General features: G+C 70.5%; 17 protein-coding genes. 7 read left to right on the top strand and 10 right to left on the bottom strand.

Features of this window, described 5'->3' with window-relative positions:
- Position 1: 1 nt before the first annotated feature.
- From AQI88_RS04425 to AQI88_RS04440, 4 genes are all read right to left on the bottom strand, one after another.
- Entirely contained in the window at positions 2-739 is a 738-nt protein-coding gene (locus AQI88_RS04425; RefSeq protein WP_066992176.1) for a nucleotidyltransferase domain-containing protein, read from the bottom strand.
- Between the two features lie 39 nt (positions 740-778).
- The gene (locus AQI88_RS04430) at positions 779-1885 is read right to left on the bottom strand and encodes an amidohydrolase family protein (protein WP_066992179.1); all 1107 of its coding nucleotides are present in this window, start codon (positions 1883-1885) and stop codon (positions 779-781) included.
- 176 nt (positions 1886-2061) lie between these two features.
- Positions 2062-2382, bottom strand: a complete 321-nt coding sequence (locus tag AQI88_RS04435; RefSeq protein WP_066992183.1) for a hypothetical protein — start codon at positions 2380-2382, stop codon at positions 2062-2064.
- A 58-nt stretch (positions 2383-2440) separates the two neighbouring features.
- Positions 2441-3409 (bottom strand): heme o synthase, encoded by a 969-nt coding sequence (locus AQI88_RS04440; protein WP_398698691.1) that lies wholly within the window; start codon positions 3407-3409, stop codon positions 2441-2443.
- A gap of 364 nt (positions 3410-3773) precedes the next feature.
- On the opposite strand from AQI88_RS04440, the gene tkt reads away from it, so the two are divergent.
- From tkt to pgl, 5 genes are read left to right on the top strand one after another with little or no spacing between them, the layout of a single operon-like run.
- Positions 3774-5861, top strand: a complete 2088-nt coding sequence (tkt, locus tag AQI88_RS04445; protein ID WP_066992190.1) for a transketolase — start codon at positions 3774-3776, stop codon at positions 5859-5861.
- Positions 5862-5894: 33 nt separating this feature from the next.
- The gene (tal, locus tag AQI88_RS04450) at positions 5895-7013 is read left to right on the top strand and encodes a transaldolase (RefSeq protein WP_066992193.1); all 1119 of its coding nucleotides are present in this window, start codon (positions 5895-5897) and stop codon (positions 7011-7013) included.
- A 1-nt stretch (position 7014) separates the two neighbouring features.
- A complete protein-coding gene (zwf, locus tag AQI88_RS04455; RefSeq protein ID WP_066992196.1) occupies positions 7015-8553 on the top strand; it encodes a glucose-6-phosphate dehydrogenase in 1539 nt (512 codons plus the stop codon).
- Positions 8550-9578 (top strand): glucose-6-phosphate dehydrogenase assembly protein OpcA, encoded by a 1029-nt coding sequence (gene opcA / locus AQI88_RS04460; RefSeq protein ID WP_066992200.1) that lies wholly within the window; start codon positions 8550-8552, stop codon positions 9576-9578. The genes zwf and opcA overlap by 4 nt, the downstream gene beginning before the upstream one ends.
- A complete protein-coding gene (pgl, locus tag AQI88_RS04465; protein WP_066992203.1) occupies positions 9575-10357 on the top strand; it encodes a 6-phosphogluconolactonase in 783 nt (260 codons plus the stop codon). Before opcA ends, pgl begins: the two co-directional genes overlap by 4 nt.
- Before the next feature lie 75 nt (positions 10358-10432).
- Here the strand turns inward: pgl and AQI88_RS04470 are convergent, their stop codons facing one another.
- The 6 genes from AQI88_RS04470 to AQI88_RS04495 all read right to left on the bottom strand — a co-directional run bounded on the left by AQI88_RS04470 (position 10433) and on the right by AQI88_RS04495 (position 17494).
- The gene (locus AQI88_RS04470) at positions 10433-10795 is read right to left on the bottom strand and encodes a hypothetical protein (protein WP_159050294.1); all 363 of its coding nucleotides are present in this window, start codon (positions 10793-10795) and stop codon (positions 10433-10435) included.
- A gap of 93 nt (positions 10796-10888) precedes the next feature.
- Positions 10889-11728, bottom strand: a complete 840-nt coding sequence (locus tag AQI88_RS04475; RefSeq protein WP_066993630.1) for a carbohydrate ABC transporter permease — start codon at positions 11726-11728, stop codon at positions 10889-10891.
- Between the two features lie 8 nt (positions 11729-11736).
- The gene (locus AQI88_RS04480; RefSeq protein WP_066992210.1) at positions 11737-13098 is read right to left on the bottom strand and encodes an ABC transporter permease; all 1362 of its coding nucleotides are present in this window, start codon (positions 13096-13098) and stop codon (positions 11737-11739) included.
- 8 nt (positions 13099-13106) lie between these two features.
- The gene (locus AQI88_RS04485) at positions 13107-14432 is read right to left on the bottom strand and encodes an ABC transporter substrate-binding protein (RefSeq protein WP_066992213.1); all 1326 of its coding nucleotides are present in this window, start codon (positions 14430-14432) and stop codon (positions 13107-13109) included.
- A gap of 38 nt (positions 14433-14470) precedes the next feature.
- A complete protein-coding gene (locus AQI88_RS04490; protein WP_208615712.1) occupies positions 14471-16087 on the bottom strand; it encodes a glycoside hydrolase family 13 protein in 1617 nt (538 codons plus the stop codon).
- A 135-nt stretch (positions 16088-16222) separates the two neighbouring features.
- Positions 16223-17494 carry an ABC transporter substrate-binding protein gene (locus AQI88_RS04495; protein ID WP_066992220.1) on the bottom strand — a complete coding sequence of 424 codons (1272 nt, stop codon included), beginning with the start codon at positions 17492-17494 and terminating at the stop codon, positions 16223-16225.
- A gap of 115 nt (positions 17495-17609) precedes the next feature.
- On the opposite strand from AQI88_RS04495, the gene AQI88_RS04500 reads away from it, so the two are divergent.
- Positions 17610-18125: a PadR family transcriptional regulator gene (locus AQI88_RS04500; RefSeq protein WP_066992223.1), complete on the top strand. Its 516-nt coding sequence runs from the start codon at positions 17610-17612 to the stop codon at positions 18123-18125.
- Positions 18122-18907, top strand: coding sequence for an ABC transporter ATP-binding protein (locus tag AQI88_RS04505; protein ID WP_244184036.1), 786 nt, complete (start codon positions 18122-18124; stop codon positions 18905-18907). Before AQI88_RS04500 ends, AQI88_RS04505 begins: the two co-directional genes overlap by 4 nt.
- The last annotated feature ends 8 nt before the right edge of the window (positions 18908-18915 follow it).

The following is an 18915-nucleotide window of genomic DNA, read 5'->3' on the forward strand; positions in this document are numbered from 1 at the left end:
GTCACCCGTACGTGGTCACCAGCGCGTCGATCGCCGGCCCGAGGTAGGCGCGGGTCAGCTCGGCACGGCGGTCGAGCCGGCCGGCATCCGCCGGGGCCGGCTCCGCGTAGCGCCGGCGCGCGATGTCCTCGACGACCTCCGCGGGAGCGCCGAGAGCGGGCAGTTCGGTGAGCGCCTCCCGCTTGGAGATCAGCCGCCCGTCGCGCAGGGTCACGGTGGCCCGGGCGAAGGTCAGCAGCCCCAGGTCGACCCAGATGTCCTGCCGCCACAGCCGGGCCTTGTCGACCGCGGGCCGCCAGAAGCGGCGCTGGTCCTCGACGACGAAGTCGTCCAGCTGCCGGTCCGGTACCGCAGGGAGCAGTCCGCGCGGTGGCGTGCCGTACAGCACCCGGCCGAAGTCGTGCAGCTCACGCCGTGTGACGGGGGTGACCGGGCGGCGCATGACATGTCCGTGCGCCCAGGTCAGGTGCGAGCGGTCCGGGTCGTCCAGCGTGGCCGGGGTGAGGTAGCTGCAGTGCAGCTGGGCGGCGAGCGGTTCGGCGCGCAGCCTGCGGTGCAGCGTCACCACCCGCCGTACGGTGCTCAGGCGTGGCGGACCGGGCAGGACCGCGATCAGATCCAGGTCGCTGCGGCCCTCCTGGTAGTCCCCGCCGGCCAGTGAGCCGTGCGCCCAGACGGCGAGGGGGCTCAGGTGCGACAGTCCGTGCAGGAAACGGTCGAGCAGCGCGTCGGTCGGCATCGCACCAGTCTGTACAGCGCGCACACCGCCGTACAGTCCTCAGCCCAGCCCGTACACCCGCCGCGCGGTGTCCGCCGCGACCATCCGGGCCACCCGCTGCGCGTCTCCCAGGCTCCACGCGCCCTCGGCGACCCAGGTGCCCAGCACCTGGGCCAGGGCCTCGCGGAACAGGCTGGCGCCGACGACGTGCAGCTCGGGCAGGCCGTGGGCGCCGCTGGAGAAGAGGATCTTGCCGAAGGGGGCCAGCTCCAGGATCTCGGCGAGGACCGTGGCCGCCCGGGCGCCGGTACGGACGAGGGCGGCGCCCGAGTCGGCGTACACGTGCGGGAAGACACCGGCCAGGTGGGCGGCGTGGCGGTGGTACGGGTAGCCGTGCAGCAGGATCAGGTCGGTGCCGAGGCCCGCGGTGGCCCGGACGAAGTCGGTGAGCAGGACCGGGTCCGTACGGTCGATGCGCGAGCCCGGTTCCCCGAGGCCCGCGTGCAGCTGGAGCGGCAGCCCCGAGGCGACCGCGTTCCACAGCAGGTGGCGCAGCAGGACCGGGTCGGTCAGCTCGCCGCCGACCCGCCGCCCGGCCAGCCAGCGGGCCGCCGCACCCCGTACCTCCCCCGGCCCGGGCGGTTCGGGCGCGAGGGCCAGGCCGTGTCGCAGACCCGCGACGGAGGTGAAGGCGACGGCCTCCGCGGCGGCTCCGTGCACCGATTCGGCGAGGTTGGCGAGGAAGGACTCGACGGTGCCGGAGGTGTCGGCGACCTGCTCGGCGAGCAGCTCCAGCCGGACGATCTCGCGTGCCTCGGCGCCTCCCGCAGAGGCCATCTCGGTGGGGCCGGTGAGGTCGCCGGGCAGGCCCGTGTCGACCAGGTACGTGGTGATGCCGCTGCCCCGCAAGAGCCGGCGGCCCGCCTCCAGGACGCCGAGTTCGCGGCGGCGAGCGAGATAGCGGGCGGGCGGGCAGTGCGGTTCCAGGCCGAGGAGGGGTGGGCACCAGCGCCTCACGGCGAAGCCCGTCTGCGTGTCGAAGAGGGTGGTGCCCGCTGCGGGTGGGCCCTCGGTGCGGGCCAGCTGGGCCTCGAAGGTGCCGAGGCCCAGTTCCGTGCGGAGCACTCCGTGGCAGTACTGGTCCACGAGGGACGGCGTTTCGATCATTCCGGCTCCCGTGGGACGCTGTGCCTTACAGGTCCTAACGGGTGAACCGGGTGTGAGGTCGCGGTTCAGCTCGGGGGTACGGGCTGTTCGGCGGATACACGCCTCAGGTGGCTGATCGCGCCCACGCGGCGGAGCCGTATATCGGTACAGCCCCGCGCCCCTGCGGGGCGCGCTGCTCAGCCGCCGATCTGAATGCCGGCCATGCGCTTCCACTCGTACGGGCCCGTCTGGACCTTTGCCGCGAACTCGCCGTCGAAGGACTCGTGGACCGTGATGCCGGCCTTCTCCACGGCCTGCCGGGCGATCTCGGTGCTGGGGGCCACCAGGTCGCCCCAGCCGCCGTCCTCGCCGACGAGCACGATGCGGGCGCCGCGTTCGCCGATGTGGGCCACCTGGCCCTCGGCGCCGCCGTGCGCCTTCGCGAAGGCGCTGATCTGGTGGGCGAGCCGGGTCACCTTGCGCTCGGCCTTCGGGTCAACCTGCTGCGTGTCTGCCATACCCCGGATGCTACTCACGAGTAGATCAGCTGGCGAGAGCAGGTCCGTGTGACGTGTGTCAGCGCAGGAAGGGGTCCACCGCGACCGCGACGAAGAGGATCGACACGTACGTGATCGACCAGTGGAAGAGGCGCATCTCCTTGAGCTTGGCGCCCGTCACCTCGGCCTTCGCCCGGTTCTGCAGGCCGTGCGCCTCCCACAGCCAGAAGCCGCCGGCCGCGAGCGCCACCACCGTGTAGAACCAGCCGGTGTAGCCGAGCGGGGTCAGCAGCAGGGAGACGGCGACCATCACCCAGCTGTAGATCACGATCTGCTTGGCGACCACCTTGTTGGAGGCGACGACCGGGAGCATCGGCACGCCCACGCGCGCGTAGTCCTCCTTGACCTTCATGGACAGCGGCCAGTAGTGCGGCGGCGTCCAGAAGAACATCACGAGGAAGAGGATGACCGGCGCCCACGACATGGAGTTCGTGACGGAGGACCAGCCGATCAGCACCGGGAGGCAGCCGGCGATGCCGCCCCACACGATGTTCTGGGACGTGCGCCGCTTGAGGATCATCGTGTAGACGACGACGTAGAAAAGGAGCGCTCCGAGGGACAGCCAGGCCGACAGCCAGTTGACGGTCAGTCCGAACAGCAGCGTCGAGACGACCGCCAGGGTGATGCCGAAGGCCATGCACTCGCGCGGGCTGACCATGCCGGTCACCAGCGGCCGCTGCGAGGTGCGGTCCATCAGGGCGTCGATGTCCCGGTCGATGTACATGTTCAGCGCGTTGGCGCCGCCCGCGGAGAGGTAGCCGCCGACGCAGGTGAGCAGGACCAGCTTCAGGTCGGGCACACCCTGCTGTGCCAGGAACATCACCGGCACGGTGGTGATGAGCAGCAGCTCGATGATCCGCGGCTTGGTCAGCGCCACGAACGCCTTGACACGGGCCCCGAACGGCCGGTGAACCGGGCTTTGGCTCGTCCCGAGCGCACCCGCTGGACGGGATTCGACGGCCGTCACGCACACCCCTGACAGAGACATCCCAGCAAGCCTCCCCGTGTGAAGTACCGGTAAAGGCTCGCGCGTACCACGCCACTTTAGACGTTGCCCATACCTCGGCCTTCGCGGGGGTGGGGTCGTGTTGGCGGGCGTCCCATTCGAGGTGCCGTAGGGCTCGATTGAGCAGTCAGATGAGCGGCTCCGTATTCATGTGCCGAATGCGTCCTCGGCCAGTCGGGAGGCGGATCGTGCGGACTCCCGGCAGTCTGGAATGACTCGAAAAAACGCACGTCTTTACGGGGGTAGGCTCGGCACCGGCCGGTGGGCACGACGTGCACCGGCGGGCCGGGTGGGCGCATGCCCCGAAGACCGGCGACCGACATGTGGAGAGGAGCCCTGACCCAGGGTGAGCACCAAGCCGACCACCACAGACCTTGAGTGGACCGAGCTGGACCAGCGGGCCGTGGACACCGCCCGTGTCCTGGCCGCCGACGCCGTACAGAAGGTCGGCAACGGCCATCCCGGTACGGCGATGAGCCTGGCACCGGCCGCCTACACCCTCTTCCAGAAGGTGATGAGGCACGACCCGGCCGACCCGGAGTGGGTCGGGCGCGACCGCTTCGTGCTGTCCGCCGGCCACTCGTCCCTGACCCTCTACACGCAGCTCTACCTGGCCGGATTCGGCCTGGAGCTGGACGACCTGAAGGCCTTCAGGACGTGGGGTTCGAAGACCCCTGGCCACCCGGAGTACGGGCACACCAAGGGCGTCGAGACGACGACCGGCCCGCTCGGCCAGGGTGTCGCCAACGCGGTGGGCATGGCGATGGCCGCCCGCTACGAGCGCGGTCTGTTCGACCCGGACGCTGCGCAGGGCGAGTCCCCCTTCGACCACTTCGTCTACGTCATCGCCGGTGACGGCTGCCTCCAGGAGGGCATCTCCGCCGAGGCGTCCTCGCTCGCCGGTCACCAGGAACTCGGCAACCTGGTCCTGCTCTGGGACGACAACCACATCTCGATCGAGGGCGACACCGAGACGGCCGTCTCCGAGGACACCGTCAAGCGGTACGAGGCCTACGGCTGGCACGTGCAGCGGATCGCCCCGAAGCCGGACGGCGATCTCGACCCGCACGCCCTCTACAACGCCATCGAGGCCGCGAAGAAGGTCACGGACAAGCCGTCCTTCATCGCGATGCGCTCGATCATCGCCTGGCCGGCCCCGAACGCCCAGAACACCGAGGCCGCGCACGGCTCGGCCCTCGGTGACGAGGAGGTCGCGGCCACCAAGCGCGTCCTCGGCTTCGACCCGGAGCAGGCCTTCGAGGTCTCCGACGCGGTGCTGAACCACACCCGCGAGGCCCTCGACCGCGGCCGCCAGGCCAAGGCGGAGTGGGAGAAGTCGTTCCAGGAGTGGCGCGACAACAACGTCGAGCGGGCCACCGAGTTCGACCGCGTCAGCAAGGGCGAGCTGCCCACCGGCTGGGAGGAGAAGCTCCCGGTCTTCGAGGCGGGCAAGGGCATCGCGACGCGTGCCGCCTCCGGCAAGGTGCTGCAGGCGCTCGGCGCGGTCATCCCCGAGCTGTGGGGCGGCTCCGCCGACCTCGCCGGTTCGAACAACACGACCATCGACAAGGACAGCTCGTTCCTGCCGGCGGACAACCCGCTGCCGGAGGCGGACCCGTACGGCCGCACGATCCACTTCGGCATCCGTGAGCACTCCATGGCCGCGGAGATGAACGGCATCGCGCTGCACGGCAACACCCGCATCTACGGCGGCACCTTCCTGGTGTTCTCCGACTACATGCGCAACGCGGTGCGGCTGTCGGCCCTGATGCACCTGCCGGTGACGTACGTGTGGACGCACGACTCCATCGGTCTCGGCGAGGACGGCCCGACCCACCAGCCGGTCGAGCACCTGGCCTCGCTGCGTGCCATCCCGGGTCTGAACATCGTCCGTCCGGCGGACGCCAACGAGACCGCGATCGCCTGGCGCGAGATCCTGTCGCGCTACACGAAGGAGTTCGGCAAGGGCGCCCCGCACGGCCTCGCGCTGACCCGCCAGGGCGTGCCGGTCTACGAGCCCAACGACGACGCGGCCAAGGGCGGCTACGTGCTGTTCGAGGCCGAAGGCGGCGACGCCCAGGTCATCCTGATCGCCACCGGTTCCGAGGTGCACGTGGCCGTCGAGGCGCGCGAGCAGCTGCAGGCCGACGGGGTGCCGACGCGGGTCGTGTCGATGCCGTCCGTGGAATGGTTCGAGGAGCAGGACCAGGGGTACCGGGACAGCGTCCTGCCGCCGAACGTGAAGGCGCGGGTCGCGGTGGAGGCGGGTATCGGCCTCACCTGGCACAAGTACGTCGGGGACGCCGGCCGCATCGTTTCCCTGGAGCACTTCGGTGCTTCCGCCGACGGCAAGGTGCTCTTCCGCGAGTTCGGCTTCACTGCCGAGAACGTGGCTGCCGAGGCCCGGGAATCCCTCGCCGCCGCCCAGCGCTGACGCTCATATACGACACGTAGGAGATGTAATTCCATGACAGACGCACTCAAGCGCCTCTCCGAGGAAGGCGTCGCGATCTGGCTGGACGACCTGTCGCGCAAGCGGATCACGTCCGGCAACCTCGCCGAGCTGATCGACCAGCAGCACGTCGTGGGCGTCACCACCAACCCGACGATCTTCCAGAAGGCGATCAGCAGCGGTGACGGCTACGAGCAGCAGCTCGCGGACCTCGCCGCCCGCAAGGTCACCGTCGAAGAGGCCATCCGGATGATCACCACGGCGGACGTCCGCGACGCCGCCGACATCCTGCGCCCGGTCTTCGACGCCACCGACGGCAAGGACGGCCGGGTCTCCATCGAGGTGGACCCGCGTCTCGCGCACAACACCCGGGCGACCGTCGCCGAGGCCAAGCAGCTGGCCTGGCTGGTCGACCGCCCCAACACGCTGATCAAGATCCCGGCCACCAAGGCGGGCCTCCCGGCGATCGCCGAGACGATCGGCCACGGGATCAGCGTCAACGTCACGCTGATCTTCTCCCTGGAGCGCTACCGGGCGGTCATGGACGCCTACCTCACGGGCCTGGAGAAGGCGCGCGAGAAGGGCCTTGACCTCTCGCTGGTCCACTCCGTGGCGTCCTTCTTCGTGTCCCGCGTGGACAGCGAGATCGACAAGCGGCTGGAAGGTCTCGGCACCGACGAGGCCAAGGCGCTGCGCGGCAAGGCCGCCGTCGCCAACGCGCGGCTCGCCTACCAGGCGTACGAGGAGGTCTTCTCCTCCGACCGCTGGAACGCGCTGGAGAACGCGGGCGCCAACAAGCAGCGTCCGCTGTGGGCGTCGACGGGTGTGAAGGACCCGGCCTACCCGGACACGCTGTACGTCACCGAGCTGGTCGCGCCGAACACGGTCAACACCATGCCGGAGGCCACCCTGGAGGCCACCGAGGACCACGGCGAGATCACCGGCGACACCGTCACCGGCACCTACGAACAGGCCCGCGCCGACCTCGACGCGCTGGAGAAGCTCGGCATCTCCTACGACGACGTCGTACAGGTGCTGGAGGACGAGGGCGTCGAGAAGTTCGAGGCGTCCTGGAACGACCTGCTGAAGTCGACCGAGGCGGAGCTGCAGCGCCTCGCCCCCTCGGAGGGCTGAGTTGTCACCCCTTGCTGGTTCCGGAGCGAACCCGCTTCGTGACCCCGCCGACCGACGGCTCCCGCGTATCGCGGGGCCGTCGGGCCTGGTGATCTTCGGCGTCACGGGCGACCTGTCCCGCAAGAAGCTGATGCCCGCGGTGTACGACCTCGCGAACCGTGGTCTGCTGCCGCCGGGCTTCTCCCTGGTGGGCTTCGCCCGCCGTGAGTGGGAGCACGAGGACTTCGCCGCCGAGGTCCACGACGCCGTCAAGGCGCACGCCCGTACGCCGTTCCGTGAGGAGGTCTGGCAGCAGCTCATCCAGGGGATGCGCTTCGTCCAGGGCACCTTCGACGACGACGATGCGTTCGAGCGGCTGCGCGCCACCATCGAGGAGCTGGACAAGGCACAGGGCACGGGCGGCAACTTCGCCTTCTACCTGTCCGTGCCGCCGCGCTCCTTCCCGGTGGTCATCCAGCAGCTGAAGAAGCACGGGCTGGCCGACCAGACCGGCGGTTCCTGGCGGCGCGCGGTCATCGAGAAGCCGTTCGGCCACGACCTGAAGTCGGCCGAAGAGCTGAACAAGGTCGTGCACGAGGTGTTCGAGCCGGACCAGGTCTTCCGGATCGACCACTACCTCGGCAAGGAGACCGTCCAGAACATCCTGGCGCTGCGCTTCGCCAACACGATGTTCGAGCCGATCTGGAACCGGTCCTTCGTGGACCACATCCAGATCACCATGGCCGAGGACATCGGCATCGGCGGCCGCGCCGGCTACTACGACGGCATCGGCGCCGCCCGTGACGTCATCCAGAACCACCTGCTCCAGCTGCTCGCGCTCACCGCGATGGAGGAGCCCGCCTCCTTCGACGCGGACGCGCTGGCCGCGGAGAAGACCAAGGTGCTCGGCGCCGTCCGGCTGCCGAAGGACCTGGGCCGCAGCACCGTCCGCGGGCAGTACGCGGGCGGCTGGCAGGGCGGCGAGAAGGTCATCGGCTACCTCGAAGAGGACGGCATCGACCCGAAGTCGAAGACCGACACCTACGCGGCCGTGAAGCTGGAGATCGACAACCGCCGCTGGGCGGGCGTCCCCTTCTATCTGCGCACCGGCAAGCGCCTCGGCCGCCGCGTCACCGAGATCGCCGTCGTCTTCCAGCGGGCGCCCCACTCCCCCTTCGACCACACGGCGACGGAGGAACTGGGCTCGAACGCGGTCGTCATCCGGGTCCAGCCGGACGAGGGCATCACGGTCCGCTTCGGCTCGAAGGTGCCGGGCACCTCGATGGAGATCCGGGACGTGTCGATGGACTTCGCCTACGGCGAGTCCTTCACGGAATCCAGCCCGGAGGCCTACGAACGCCTGATCCTTGACGTGCTGCTGGGCGACGCCAACCTCTTCCCGCGCACGGAGGAGGTCGAGCTGTCCTGGAAGATCCTCGACCCGATCGAGGAGTACTGGGACAAGCACGGCAAGCCGGCGCAGTACCCGTCGGGCACCTGGGGCCCCGCCGAGGCGGACGAGATGCTCGCACGAGACGGACGGAGCTGGCGCCGGCCATGAAGATAGACCTGACCGGCACCACCGCCGGCGAGATCAACAAGGCGCTGGTGCAGGGCCGCCGCGCCATCGGCACCCCCGCCGTCGGCATGGTCCTCACCCTCGTCATCGTCACCGACGAGGAGAACGCCTACGACGCCCTGAAGGCCGCCAACGACGCCTCGCGCGAGCACCCCTCGCGCACGCTGGTGGTCATCAAGCGGGTCTCCCGCTCCCCGCGCGACCGCACGTCGTCCCGTCTGGACGCCGAGGTGCGGGTGGGCGCGGACGCGGGCACCGGTGAGACGGTCGTGCTGCGGCTGTACGGCGAGGTGTCCGACCACGCCGACTCGGTCGTCCTGCCGCTGCTGCTGCCGGACGCCCCCGTCGTCGTGTGGTGGCCGGTGAACGCCCCGCTGGACCCGGCGAAGGACCCGCTGGGCGCGCTCGCCCAGCGCCGGGTCACCGACACCTATGCCGCCGAGCAGCCGGTGCGGGAGCTGTCCACCCGTGCCAAGGCCTACACGCCCGGCGACACGGACCTGTCCTGGACCCGGATCACGCCGTGGCGCTCGATGCTGGCGGCGGCCCTGGACCAGGTGATCTGCGAGGTGCAGGCCGTCGAGGTGGAGGGCGAGGAGTTCAACCCGAGCTGCGAGCTGCTGGCGATGTGGCTCGCGAACCGGCTGGACGTCCCCGTCAAGCGCTCGCTGTCCTCGGGCCCGGGCCTGACCGCCGTCCGCATGGACACCAGCTGCGGCCCGATCGTCCTGGACCGTGCCGACGGCTCGTTGGCCACCCTGGCCATCGAGGGCCAGCCGGCCCGCGCGGTGGCGCTCAAGCGGCGGGAGACCGCCGAGCTGATCGCGGAGGAGTTGCGCCGGCTCGACCCGGACGACACCTACGCCTCGGCGCTGCGCTACGGCGTGGAGCGGCTGAACACGGGCGCCGAGCCCGCCGCGCCGGAACCGGTGGAGGAGGCCGTCCCGGCTCCTGCCAAGAAGGCGGCCGTCAAGAAGGCCCCGGCGAAGAAGGCGGCGGCGAAGTGAGCACTCCGCAGCTGGTCGTGCACCGCGACAAGGACCTGATGGCCCAGGCCGCCGCGGCCCGTCTGATCACGAAGATCGTGGATGCGCAGGCCTCCCGGGGCCACGCGTCCGTGGTCCTCACGGGCGGCCGCAACGGCAACGGCCTGCTGGCCGCGCTGGCGGCGGCGCCCGCCCGGGACGCCATCGACTGGAGCCGGCTCGACCTGTGGTGGGGCGACGAGCGCTACCTGCCCGAGGGCGACCCGGAGCGCAATGTCACGCAGGCTCGCGCGGCCCTGCTGGACGCCGTACCGGTGGACCCGGAGCGCGTGCACGCCATGCCCGCCTCCGACGGGCCGTACGGTGCGGACGTGGAGGCGGCGGCGGAGGCCTACGCGGCGGAACTGGCCAAGACGGCCGGGCCGGAGAACCACGGCACGGTTCCCTCCTTCGACGTCCTGATGCTGGGCGTCGGCCCGGACACCCACGTGGCCTCGCTCTTCCCGGAGCTGCCCGCGGTCCGCGAGACGGAGCGCACGGTGGTCGGCGTCCACGGTGCCCCGAAGCCGCCGCCGACCCGGGTCAGCCTCACCCTCCCGGCGATCCGCTCGGCCCGCGAGGTGTGGCTCCTCGCGGCCGGCGAGGACAAGGCGCAGGCCGTGGCCATCGCCCTGTCGGGCGCGGGTGAGGTGCAGGCCCCGGCGGCGGGTGCGTACGGCCGGCAGCGCACGCTGTGGCTGCTGGACGCGGCGGCTGCCTCGCAGCTGCCCCGATCGCTGTATCCGCCGGCTTCGCCGTGAGCACATGGGCTCAGGGGCGGCAGGGGCTTCGGCCCCGCCGCCCCTTCCCCTTCCGCCCGTGATCAGGCCCCGTTCTCAGCGCACCACGCCCACACGGTCGACATCCCGCTCCAGCCTGCGTTGCCGCCGCAGTTCCGCGAGATCCGCCGCGAGGCAATCACGGATGTCCTTGCCCATCCGGCGCCACCCGAAGAACTCACAGGCCTGCTTGATCAGCTCGTCCTCGGACATCCCGGGACATTCGACGGCCAGCTCGTACAGGGCCACGTGCCGCTCGGCCGGTGCGATGGGGAGGACCTTGCGTGGCACCTGCGTCAGCACCTTGCGCAGCGCGGGTCGTGCCTCCGGTGTGTGGAGTTCGTGGCGCGGGCTGACCAGGACGGAGCCGGTCCGGTAGGGGGCGCTCCACGCGCGTTCCGTCCCGGTGTCGACGGGCACCCGCTCGTACTCCACCTCTCGCAGTTCCGGCGCACAAGGAGCCGGTGCCGTGGCCGGCTCGCCGCCGGTTTCGGCGGTTGCGGCGGTCGCGGTTCACTTGACCGATCCAGCCATCACCCCCTGCACAAAGTGCCGCTGGAACGCGAAGAACACCACCACCGGCACGATGAGCGACAGGAACGCCCCGGGCGCCAGCACGTCGATGTTGCTGCCGAACTGCCTTATCTGGGACTGGAGTTCCACCGTCAGGGGCTGGGACGAGCTGTCGGCGAAGAGCAGGGCGACCAGCATGTCGTTCCAGACCCACAGGAACTGGAAGATGGCGAGCGAAGCGATCGCGGGCCGGCCCACCGGCAGCACCAGCCGCGTGAAGATACGCCACTCACTGCCGCCGTCCATCCGTGCCGCCTCCAGCATCTCCTTGGGCATCTCCGCGAAGTAGTTCCGCAGCAGGAACACCGCGAAGGGGAGGCCGTAGGCGACGTGGAAGAGGACGACGCCGGGGATCGTGCCGAACAGGCCGAGCTGTCCGAAGAGTTTGGCCACCGGCAGCAGACCGATCTGCACCGGCACCACCAACAGCGCCACCACCAGCAGGAAGAGCGGCTCGCGGCCGGGGAAGTCCAGCCAGGCGAAGGCGTATCCGGCGAGCGCCGCGATGACGACGACCAGGGTGGTCGCCGGTACCGAGATCAGCACCGTGTTCCAGAACGCCTGCGTCATGCCGGAGTTCTTCAGCAGCGCCGAGTAGTTGTCGAAGGACAGCTGGCCGGGACTGGCCAGCGCGGTCCACCAGCCGCCCTTGGCCGTGTCCTGGGCGGACCGCAGCGAGGACACGAACAGCCCCGCCAGCGGAGTCAGCCAGACCAGGCCGATCACCACGAGGAAGGCCTGCACCAGACCGTTGCCCAGGCCGCGCCTGACCGCGTTCATGGCCGAGTTCATCGCTGGCTCCTTCGGAAGCGGCGGACGTTGAGGACCATCGCCGGGATCACCAGGAGCAGGAGCAGCACACCGAGCGCGCTGCCCAGGCCCTGGTTGTTGCCGCCGCCGAAGGACACCAGCCACATCTGGGTCGCCAGCACGGTGGCGTCCTCCTGCACCGGTCCCGGCGCGATGATGTAGACGAGGTCGAAGACCTTCATCACATTGATCACGAGGGTCACGAAGACCACGGTGAGGACGGGGGCGAGCAGCGGGACGGTGATGCGGCGGAAGATCTGCCACTCGTTCGCGCCGTCCATCCGCGCGGCCTCCAGCGCGTCCCGGGGCAGGGCCGCGAGTCCCGCGCCGATCAGCACCATCGCGAAGCCCGTCCAGATCCACAGGTACGCGCCGATGATCGCCGGGGTGACCAGGGTCGGGCCGAGCCAGGAGATGCCCTGGTAGGGCGGCGCGAAGTTCGACGCGGGCAGCTTCACCGTGTACGAGCCCCGGTCGAGCCCGGAGAAGCGGAAGGAGCCGTCGGACCCGGTCGTGGTGCTCGCGACCGGCTTCCCGTCGCGCAGCGCCTGGACCTTCATGCCGGGCAGGCCGCTCTCCTTCGGGTCGACCCTGCCCTGCTTCCCTCCCCCGCCGGGTGTGAAGTCCAGGTAGACGACACCGCGTACTTCGTCGGCGCCGGCCTTCCGTGCCGCGGCCGGGTAGGCGGGCGAGGCGCCCTTGGGCAGGTCCTTGGGCAGCACGCCCACCAGTCCGAGGGTCACCGTGTGGCCCGGGGACAGGTCCGCCCCGGTCAGGTACGAGCCGTCCCGGCCGGGGGTGAGCCCCTGCCCGTCGCGCGCCCGGGCCGTCGGATACGACGAGGTCCCCGCGAAGGCGTCGTGGACGGAGACCACGGCGGCGTCGAGGACGCCCTTGTCCGGGTCCTCGTCGTAGGCGAGGCGGAAGATGATGCCGGCGGCGAGGAAGGACACCGCCATCGGCATGAACAGCAGCAGCTTGAAGGCGGTGGCCCAGCGGACCTTCTCCACCAGGACGGCCAGGATCAGGCCGAGGCCGGTGAGCAGGGCCGGGGCCACGACCACCCAGATCGTGGTGTTCCGGATGGCCTTCAGGGTCGCTGGGTCGCGGAACATCTCGGTGTAGTTGTCGCCGCCGACGAAGCGGGTGCCGGAGGCGTCGAAGAAGCTGCGGCCGACGGAGAACAGCACCGGGTAGACGACCAGCGCGCCGAGCAGGAGCAGGGCGGGGAAGACGAAGAGCAGGGCGACGGTCCGGGCGCGCCGCCGGCTGCGGCGCCCACGGGCCGCGCCGGCGGCCCGCGGGCTCGCCTTCTCGGATACGAGCGTGGTGGCGGTCATTTTTCCGCTCAGTCCTGGTAGGCCTTGGCCGCCGCGGCTTCCAGCTCGGCCGCGGTGCCCTTCGGGTCGGAGGGGTCGCGCAGGAAGTCCTGGAGCAGCTTCCACTCGCCCGCGCCCTTGGTGCCGCCGAAGGCCGCCGGTGCCTGGTCGGACATGTCGAAGCGGACCGAGTCGCCCGCGCCGACCAGGGACTTGGCGGTGGCCCGGGTGACGTCGTCGCCGTAGGCCGCGAGGTCGAGCTTCTTGTTCGGGGACAGGAAGCCGCCCGCCTTCGCCCACACGGCCGCGGCCTCGGGGGTGGTCAGGTACTCCAGGAGCTTCATGCCGGCCTTGGCGTTCTTGCCGTCCTTCAGGACCACGGCCGCGTCACCGCCGCTGACCACCGGTGCGGTGCCGCCGCCGACCGCGGGGAACGGGAAGAAGTTCGCGTCCTTGCCGATGGTCTTCTGGAACTGGTCGTGGGCGACGCCGGCGACGAAGTCCCCCTCGTAGACCATGCCGGCCTCGGGCTTGGGCCCGAAGACCTTCTCCACGGAGCTCGGGAAGTCGGTGTTGAGGGCTTCCTTCTGGCCGCCCGCGATCAGCTGCTTGTCCTTGAAGAGCTTGCCGAGCGTGGTGAGCGCCCGGACGACTGAAGCGTCCGTCCACTTCAGCTTGTGGGCGGCGAGGGCGTCGTACTTCTCGGGTCCGGCCTGGGAGAGGTAGATGTTCTCGAACCAGTCGGTGAGCGTCCAGCCGTCCTGTCCGGCGACGGCGAAGGCGGCGAGCCCGGAGTCGGAGACGGTGTGCCCGGCCTTGAGCATCTCGTCGTACGTCTTCGGCGGCTTGACCCCGGCCTGGGCGAGGGCGCCGGGGCTGTACCAGACGGTCGACTTGTGGGCGGCCTTGAAGTAGAGGCCGTAGAGAGTGCCGCCGACGCTGCCGTACTTCTTCCACACGGGGGCGAAGTCGGCGTCGACCGTCTGCTCGGCGGTCGGGGACAGCGGCTTGAGCCAGCCCTTCTTCGCGAACTGCTGGAGCACGCCGACCTGCGGGACCATCACGACGTCGGGTGCGTTGCCGCCCTCGATCTTGCTGCCGACGACGGTGGAGACGTTGTCGCCGGTGGACACGAACTGCGTCTTGGCACCGGTCTTCGCGGTGAACGCGTCCAGCACCTTCTGGAAGTTCTTCTGTTCGCTGCCGGACCAGACACCGGCCACGGTGACCGTCTGGCCGCTGAGCGCCTTGTCGCCGCCGCCGGCCGTGACGGGGCCGCCTCCGCAGGCGGTCGCGCCGAGGGCCAGGGCGAGGGCGGTGCAGCTCGTGAGCAGGGTCGTACGTCGTCGCATCATCGTTGATGTCCCTTCAGGGAATGAGAGTTGACGGAGAATCAGAGGTTGGTGTCGCTCAGCCACCAGGCCGCCGTCGAACCGGGCAGCACCCCGGCCGGACACGGACCGCTGGACAACAGGGGGGTGCCGGAGACCGGCGCGGGCGTGGGGGACGTACCGAAGTTGACGGCGCAGACGAGGCCGTCGCCGCGGACGAAGGCGAGGACGCCGGGCGGGGTGTCCAGCCAGCGGAGCGTGCCCTCGCCCAACTGGGGCAGCGAGGAGCGCAGTTGGAGGCCGTCGCGGTACAGGTGCCAGAAGGAGCGGGTGTCGGCGAGGGCTCGGTCGGTGGCGTGCTCGGCGAAGTACGCGGGCTGCGGCAGCCACGGCTTGGCGCTCTCGGCCCCGGAGGTGAAGCCGAACGGGGAGGCCTGTCCGGACCACGGCAGGGGCACCCGGCAGCCGTCGCGTATGCGGGCGCGGCTTCCGGTGCGGCGGAAGATCGGGTCGGTGAGCACGTCGTCGGGCAGGTCGACGACCTCGGGCAGGCCCAGCTCCTCGCCCTGGTAGATGTACGCGGCTCCGGGCAGCGCCAGCATCAGCAGCGCGGCGGCGCGGGCGCGGGCGGCGCCGAGGCCGCTGCCTTCGGTGGCGGGTTCGCCGTAGCGGGTGACGGTGCGGACCTGGTCGTGGTTGTTGAGGACCCAGGTGACCGTGGAGCCCGTGCCCGCGATGTCCTGCATGGCCTCGGAGATGACCTTGCGGAAGGCGTCGGCGCCCCAGGGGGCACCGAGCAGGTCGAAGAAGAAGGCCTGGTGGAGTTCGTCCGGGCGGACGTACCGGGCGTGTTCACGGGCGGTGGGGACGGAGACCTCGCCGACGAGGAGGCGTTCGCGGCCGTCGCGGTCGGTGTACTCCTCGCACATGGAGCGCCAGCGGCGCCACACCTCGTGCACCTCGGGCTGGTTCCAGGCGAGCGGGTTGACCGAGTCGCGGGTGCGGGCGTCGGCCTCCGGGTCGTCCGAGTCGGGCAGTTCGGGGTGCTTGTAGAGGCCGGCGGCGACGTCGATGCGGAAGCCGTCCACGCCGCGGTCGAGCCAGAAGCGCAGGATGCGGTCGAACTCGGCGCCGACCTCGGGGGTGCGCCAGTTCCAGTCGGGCTGTTCGGGCGTGAACATGTGCAGGTACCACTGGCCGTCGCCGACTCTGGTCCAGGCCGGGCCGCCGAACATGGCGTGCCAGTTGTTGGGCGGCTCGCTGCCGTCCGGGCCGCGGCCGTCGGCGAAGTGGAAGCGGGCGCGGGCCGCGCTGCCCGGCCCGGCGGCCAGTGCCTCGCGGAACCACGGGTGCGCGCTGGAGCAGTGGTTGGGGACGATGTCCAGGAGGACCTTGATCCCGAGGCGCCGGGCGGCCGTCACCAGCAGGTCGAACTCGGCGAGGTCGCCGAAGACCGGATCGACGTCGCAGTAGTCGGCCACGTCGTAGCCGTGGTCGTGCTGCGGCGAGGGATAGAACGGGCTCAGCCAGATCCCGTCGACGCCGAGCTTCTTCAGGTACGGCAGTCCGGCGCGGACCCCGGCGAGATCTCCGATGCCGTCACCGGTGCTGTCCAGGAAGCTGCGGACGTACACCTGGTAGATCACCGCGTCACGCCACCAGTGGTACTTACTCAACATGCATGCATGTTAGGTAGGCGTATCGCGAAGGTGTCAATGAAAAGAACATAGGCTACTGCCGAGTTGGGGTAACAAATACGGACTTATCCGGGCACTCGCACGACAGATGAGATGTCCGCGTTACTTAACAAGTAACTAGCGGCTGGAGACGGCCGCCAGCTCCCGAGCCAGTCGCCGGACCGCAGCCGCGGGCGTCTCGTGCCCGGTGAGCGCGTCGTGTACGACCGCCTGCACCACCAGGCTGACCTGGTCGTAGTGCGGGCTCTTGGGGCGCGGCGCGGCCGTGAGGACGGCGGAGCGCAGCGTCGGCAGGTAGGGGAATTGCCGTACCAGCGCGGGGTCTTTGTACAGGCCGGCGCGTACGGGCGGCAGCGCGCCCCGGGTGAGCACCTGCCGCTGCACGCTCTCGCTCGTCAGGTACGCGATCAGCCGCGCGGCGGAATCGGGGTGCCGGGCGTGCGTGTTGACGGCCAGGTCGGAACCGCCGAGGACACTCGTCCCCGGTCCGTGGGGCCCGGGCAGCGGTACGGCGCCGATCCGGCCGGCGACCTTGGAGCCCCTGGCCGAGGCCACGGCGTAGGCGTAGGGCCAGTTGCGCAGGAAGAGCAGGTGGCCGTCCTGGAAGGCCTGCTTGGACTCTTCTTCCTTGTACGTCAGCGCCTTGTGCGGGATCCAGCCCTCACTGAGGCCGCGGGCGAGGAAGCCGATGCCCTCACGGGCGGCGTCCGAGTCGACGGTGACGCGGGCGCCCTCGTCCCCGAGGATCGTGCCGCCCGCCGAGTACACGGCCTCGGCCGCGTTGACGGTGAGCCCCTCGTAGGGCAGGAACTGGCCCGCATAGCCGTCGAGGCCGTACCTGGGCGCGATCGTCTTCGCGTCGTGCTCCAGCTCGGCCCAGGTGCGCGGCGGTGGCACGCCCTCCTTGGCGAGGACGTCCTTGCGGTACAGCAGCAGTCCGGCGTTGGTGACGTACGGGACGGCGTACAGCCGCCCGTCGTACGTGGCCGTGTCCACGACCGGCGGCAGGAAGCTCTTCAGCGGGAAGCAATCGCGGGGCAGCGGGCGGATCCAGCCGGCCGCCGCGAACTCCGAGGTCCAGTTGACGTCGATGTTCAGGACGTCGAACCGGCCCCGGTCGCCGCCGCGCAGGTCGGTGGTCATCTGCGCGTGGGTCTCGTCGGCGGAGTCCGGCAGCTCGACGAGGGTGACCCGCTCGCCGGGGTGGGTGCGGTTCCAGCCCTGAAGAAGCGGACCGAGATAGCCGGTGAGGTCGCCGGCGGTGGCCAGGGTGAGCGGACCGCGACCGCCGGCGGCGCGGTCGCCGGCCTGGGCGCCCGAGGCGACGTAACCGGTCATGACCACGGCGAGTACCAGGAGACCCCTACCCGCGGCGCGTATCCACCGCATAGGTTCCTCCTTGCACACTGGCACCTTCGCCCGGCGTCAGGGGCCATGTATACCTGTTAGGTATGCGGGATACTAGGGCCTGGAGCACATTACGCAGACTAGGAGGACAGCACGAGTGCGCCTGCCCCTCCTGGCACTCCTCGCGCGCGGCCCGGCCCACGGCTACGAGCTGAAGCAGGACCTTGAGCTCCTGCTGGGCTCCGCGTACCCTCAGCCGAACGTCGGCCAGATCTACGTGACCCTCGGCCGCCTCGAGAAGTCGGGACTGATCGAGGGCGAGGACGTCGAGCAGTCCAGCCGACCCAACAAGAAGGTCTACCACCTCACCGACGCCGGGCGAGAGGCGCTGCACGCCTGGTTCGAGGAGACCGAGGACGAGCCGCGGGTACGGGACGAGTTCTTCATGAAGCTCGCGCTCGCCCCGCAGACCGGTCTCGCCGAGCAGATCGCCCTCATCAACAAGCAGCGGCGCCAGTACCTCAACACCATGCGCAACCTGTCGAAACTGGCCGCGGCCGAGAACCGGGACAACCGAATCGCCCATCTGCTCATAGAGGGCGCGATGCTGCACCTGCAGGCCGACCTCGACTGGCTGGAGCGGTGCCAGGAGGAACTGGAGGAGTTGGAGTGAGTGACGGCCACCCTCCTGTGCAGGACCACCCTCGTGCGCAGGACCACCCTCCTGTGCTGCGGGCCGAGGGTCTGGTGAAGACCCACTACGGCGAGGGGGCGCCCGCGCATGCCGTGCGCGGCGTCGACCTGAGCGTCGCGCGGGGCGAGTTCGTGGCGATCACCGGCCCGTCCGGCGCCGGGAAGTCGACGCTGCTGCACCTGCTCGGCGGGCTGCAGCGACCGGACGAGGGCAGCATCTGGCTGGACGGCGAGCGCACCGACTCCTACAGCGAGGCACGCTGGGCGGTGGAGCGCAGGAAGGCGATCGGGATCGTCTTCCAGTTCTTCAACCTGGTGTCGAACCTGTCGGTCGCCGACAACGTCGAGCTGCCCGCCCTGCTCGCCGGCGTCCCGCCCAAGCGGGCCCGTGCCGAGCGCGAGGCGCTCCTGGCCGAACTGGGTCTCACGGGCAAGGAGCGCAGCATGCCGGGTGAGCTGTCCGGTGGCGAACAGCAGCGGGTCGCGCTCGCCCGGGCCCTGGTCAACCATCCGCCGCTGCTGCTGGCGGACGAGCCCGCCGGCAGCCTCGACAGCAAGGGCACCCGCGAGGTGATGCGGCTGCTGTCCCGCTTCCACGGGCGCGGCCAGACCATCGTGCTGGTCACCCATGACGCCCGGCTGGCGAGCGCCGCCGACCGGGTGATCAGCTTCTTCGACGGCCGCATAGCCGACGACGCCGCACTGGACGGCACGCCGTCCCGCAAGCCCGGGACCTCGGGTGTGCTGGAGCTGAGGGACTGATGGCGCAC

Origin of the sequence: Streptomyces cellostaticus, from assembly GCF_001513965.1 — a bacterium.
Lineage (GTDB): Bacteria > Actinomycetota > Actinomycetes > Streptomycetales > Streptomycetaceae > Streptomyces > Streptomyces cellostaticus.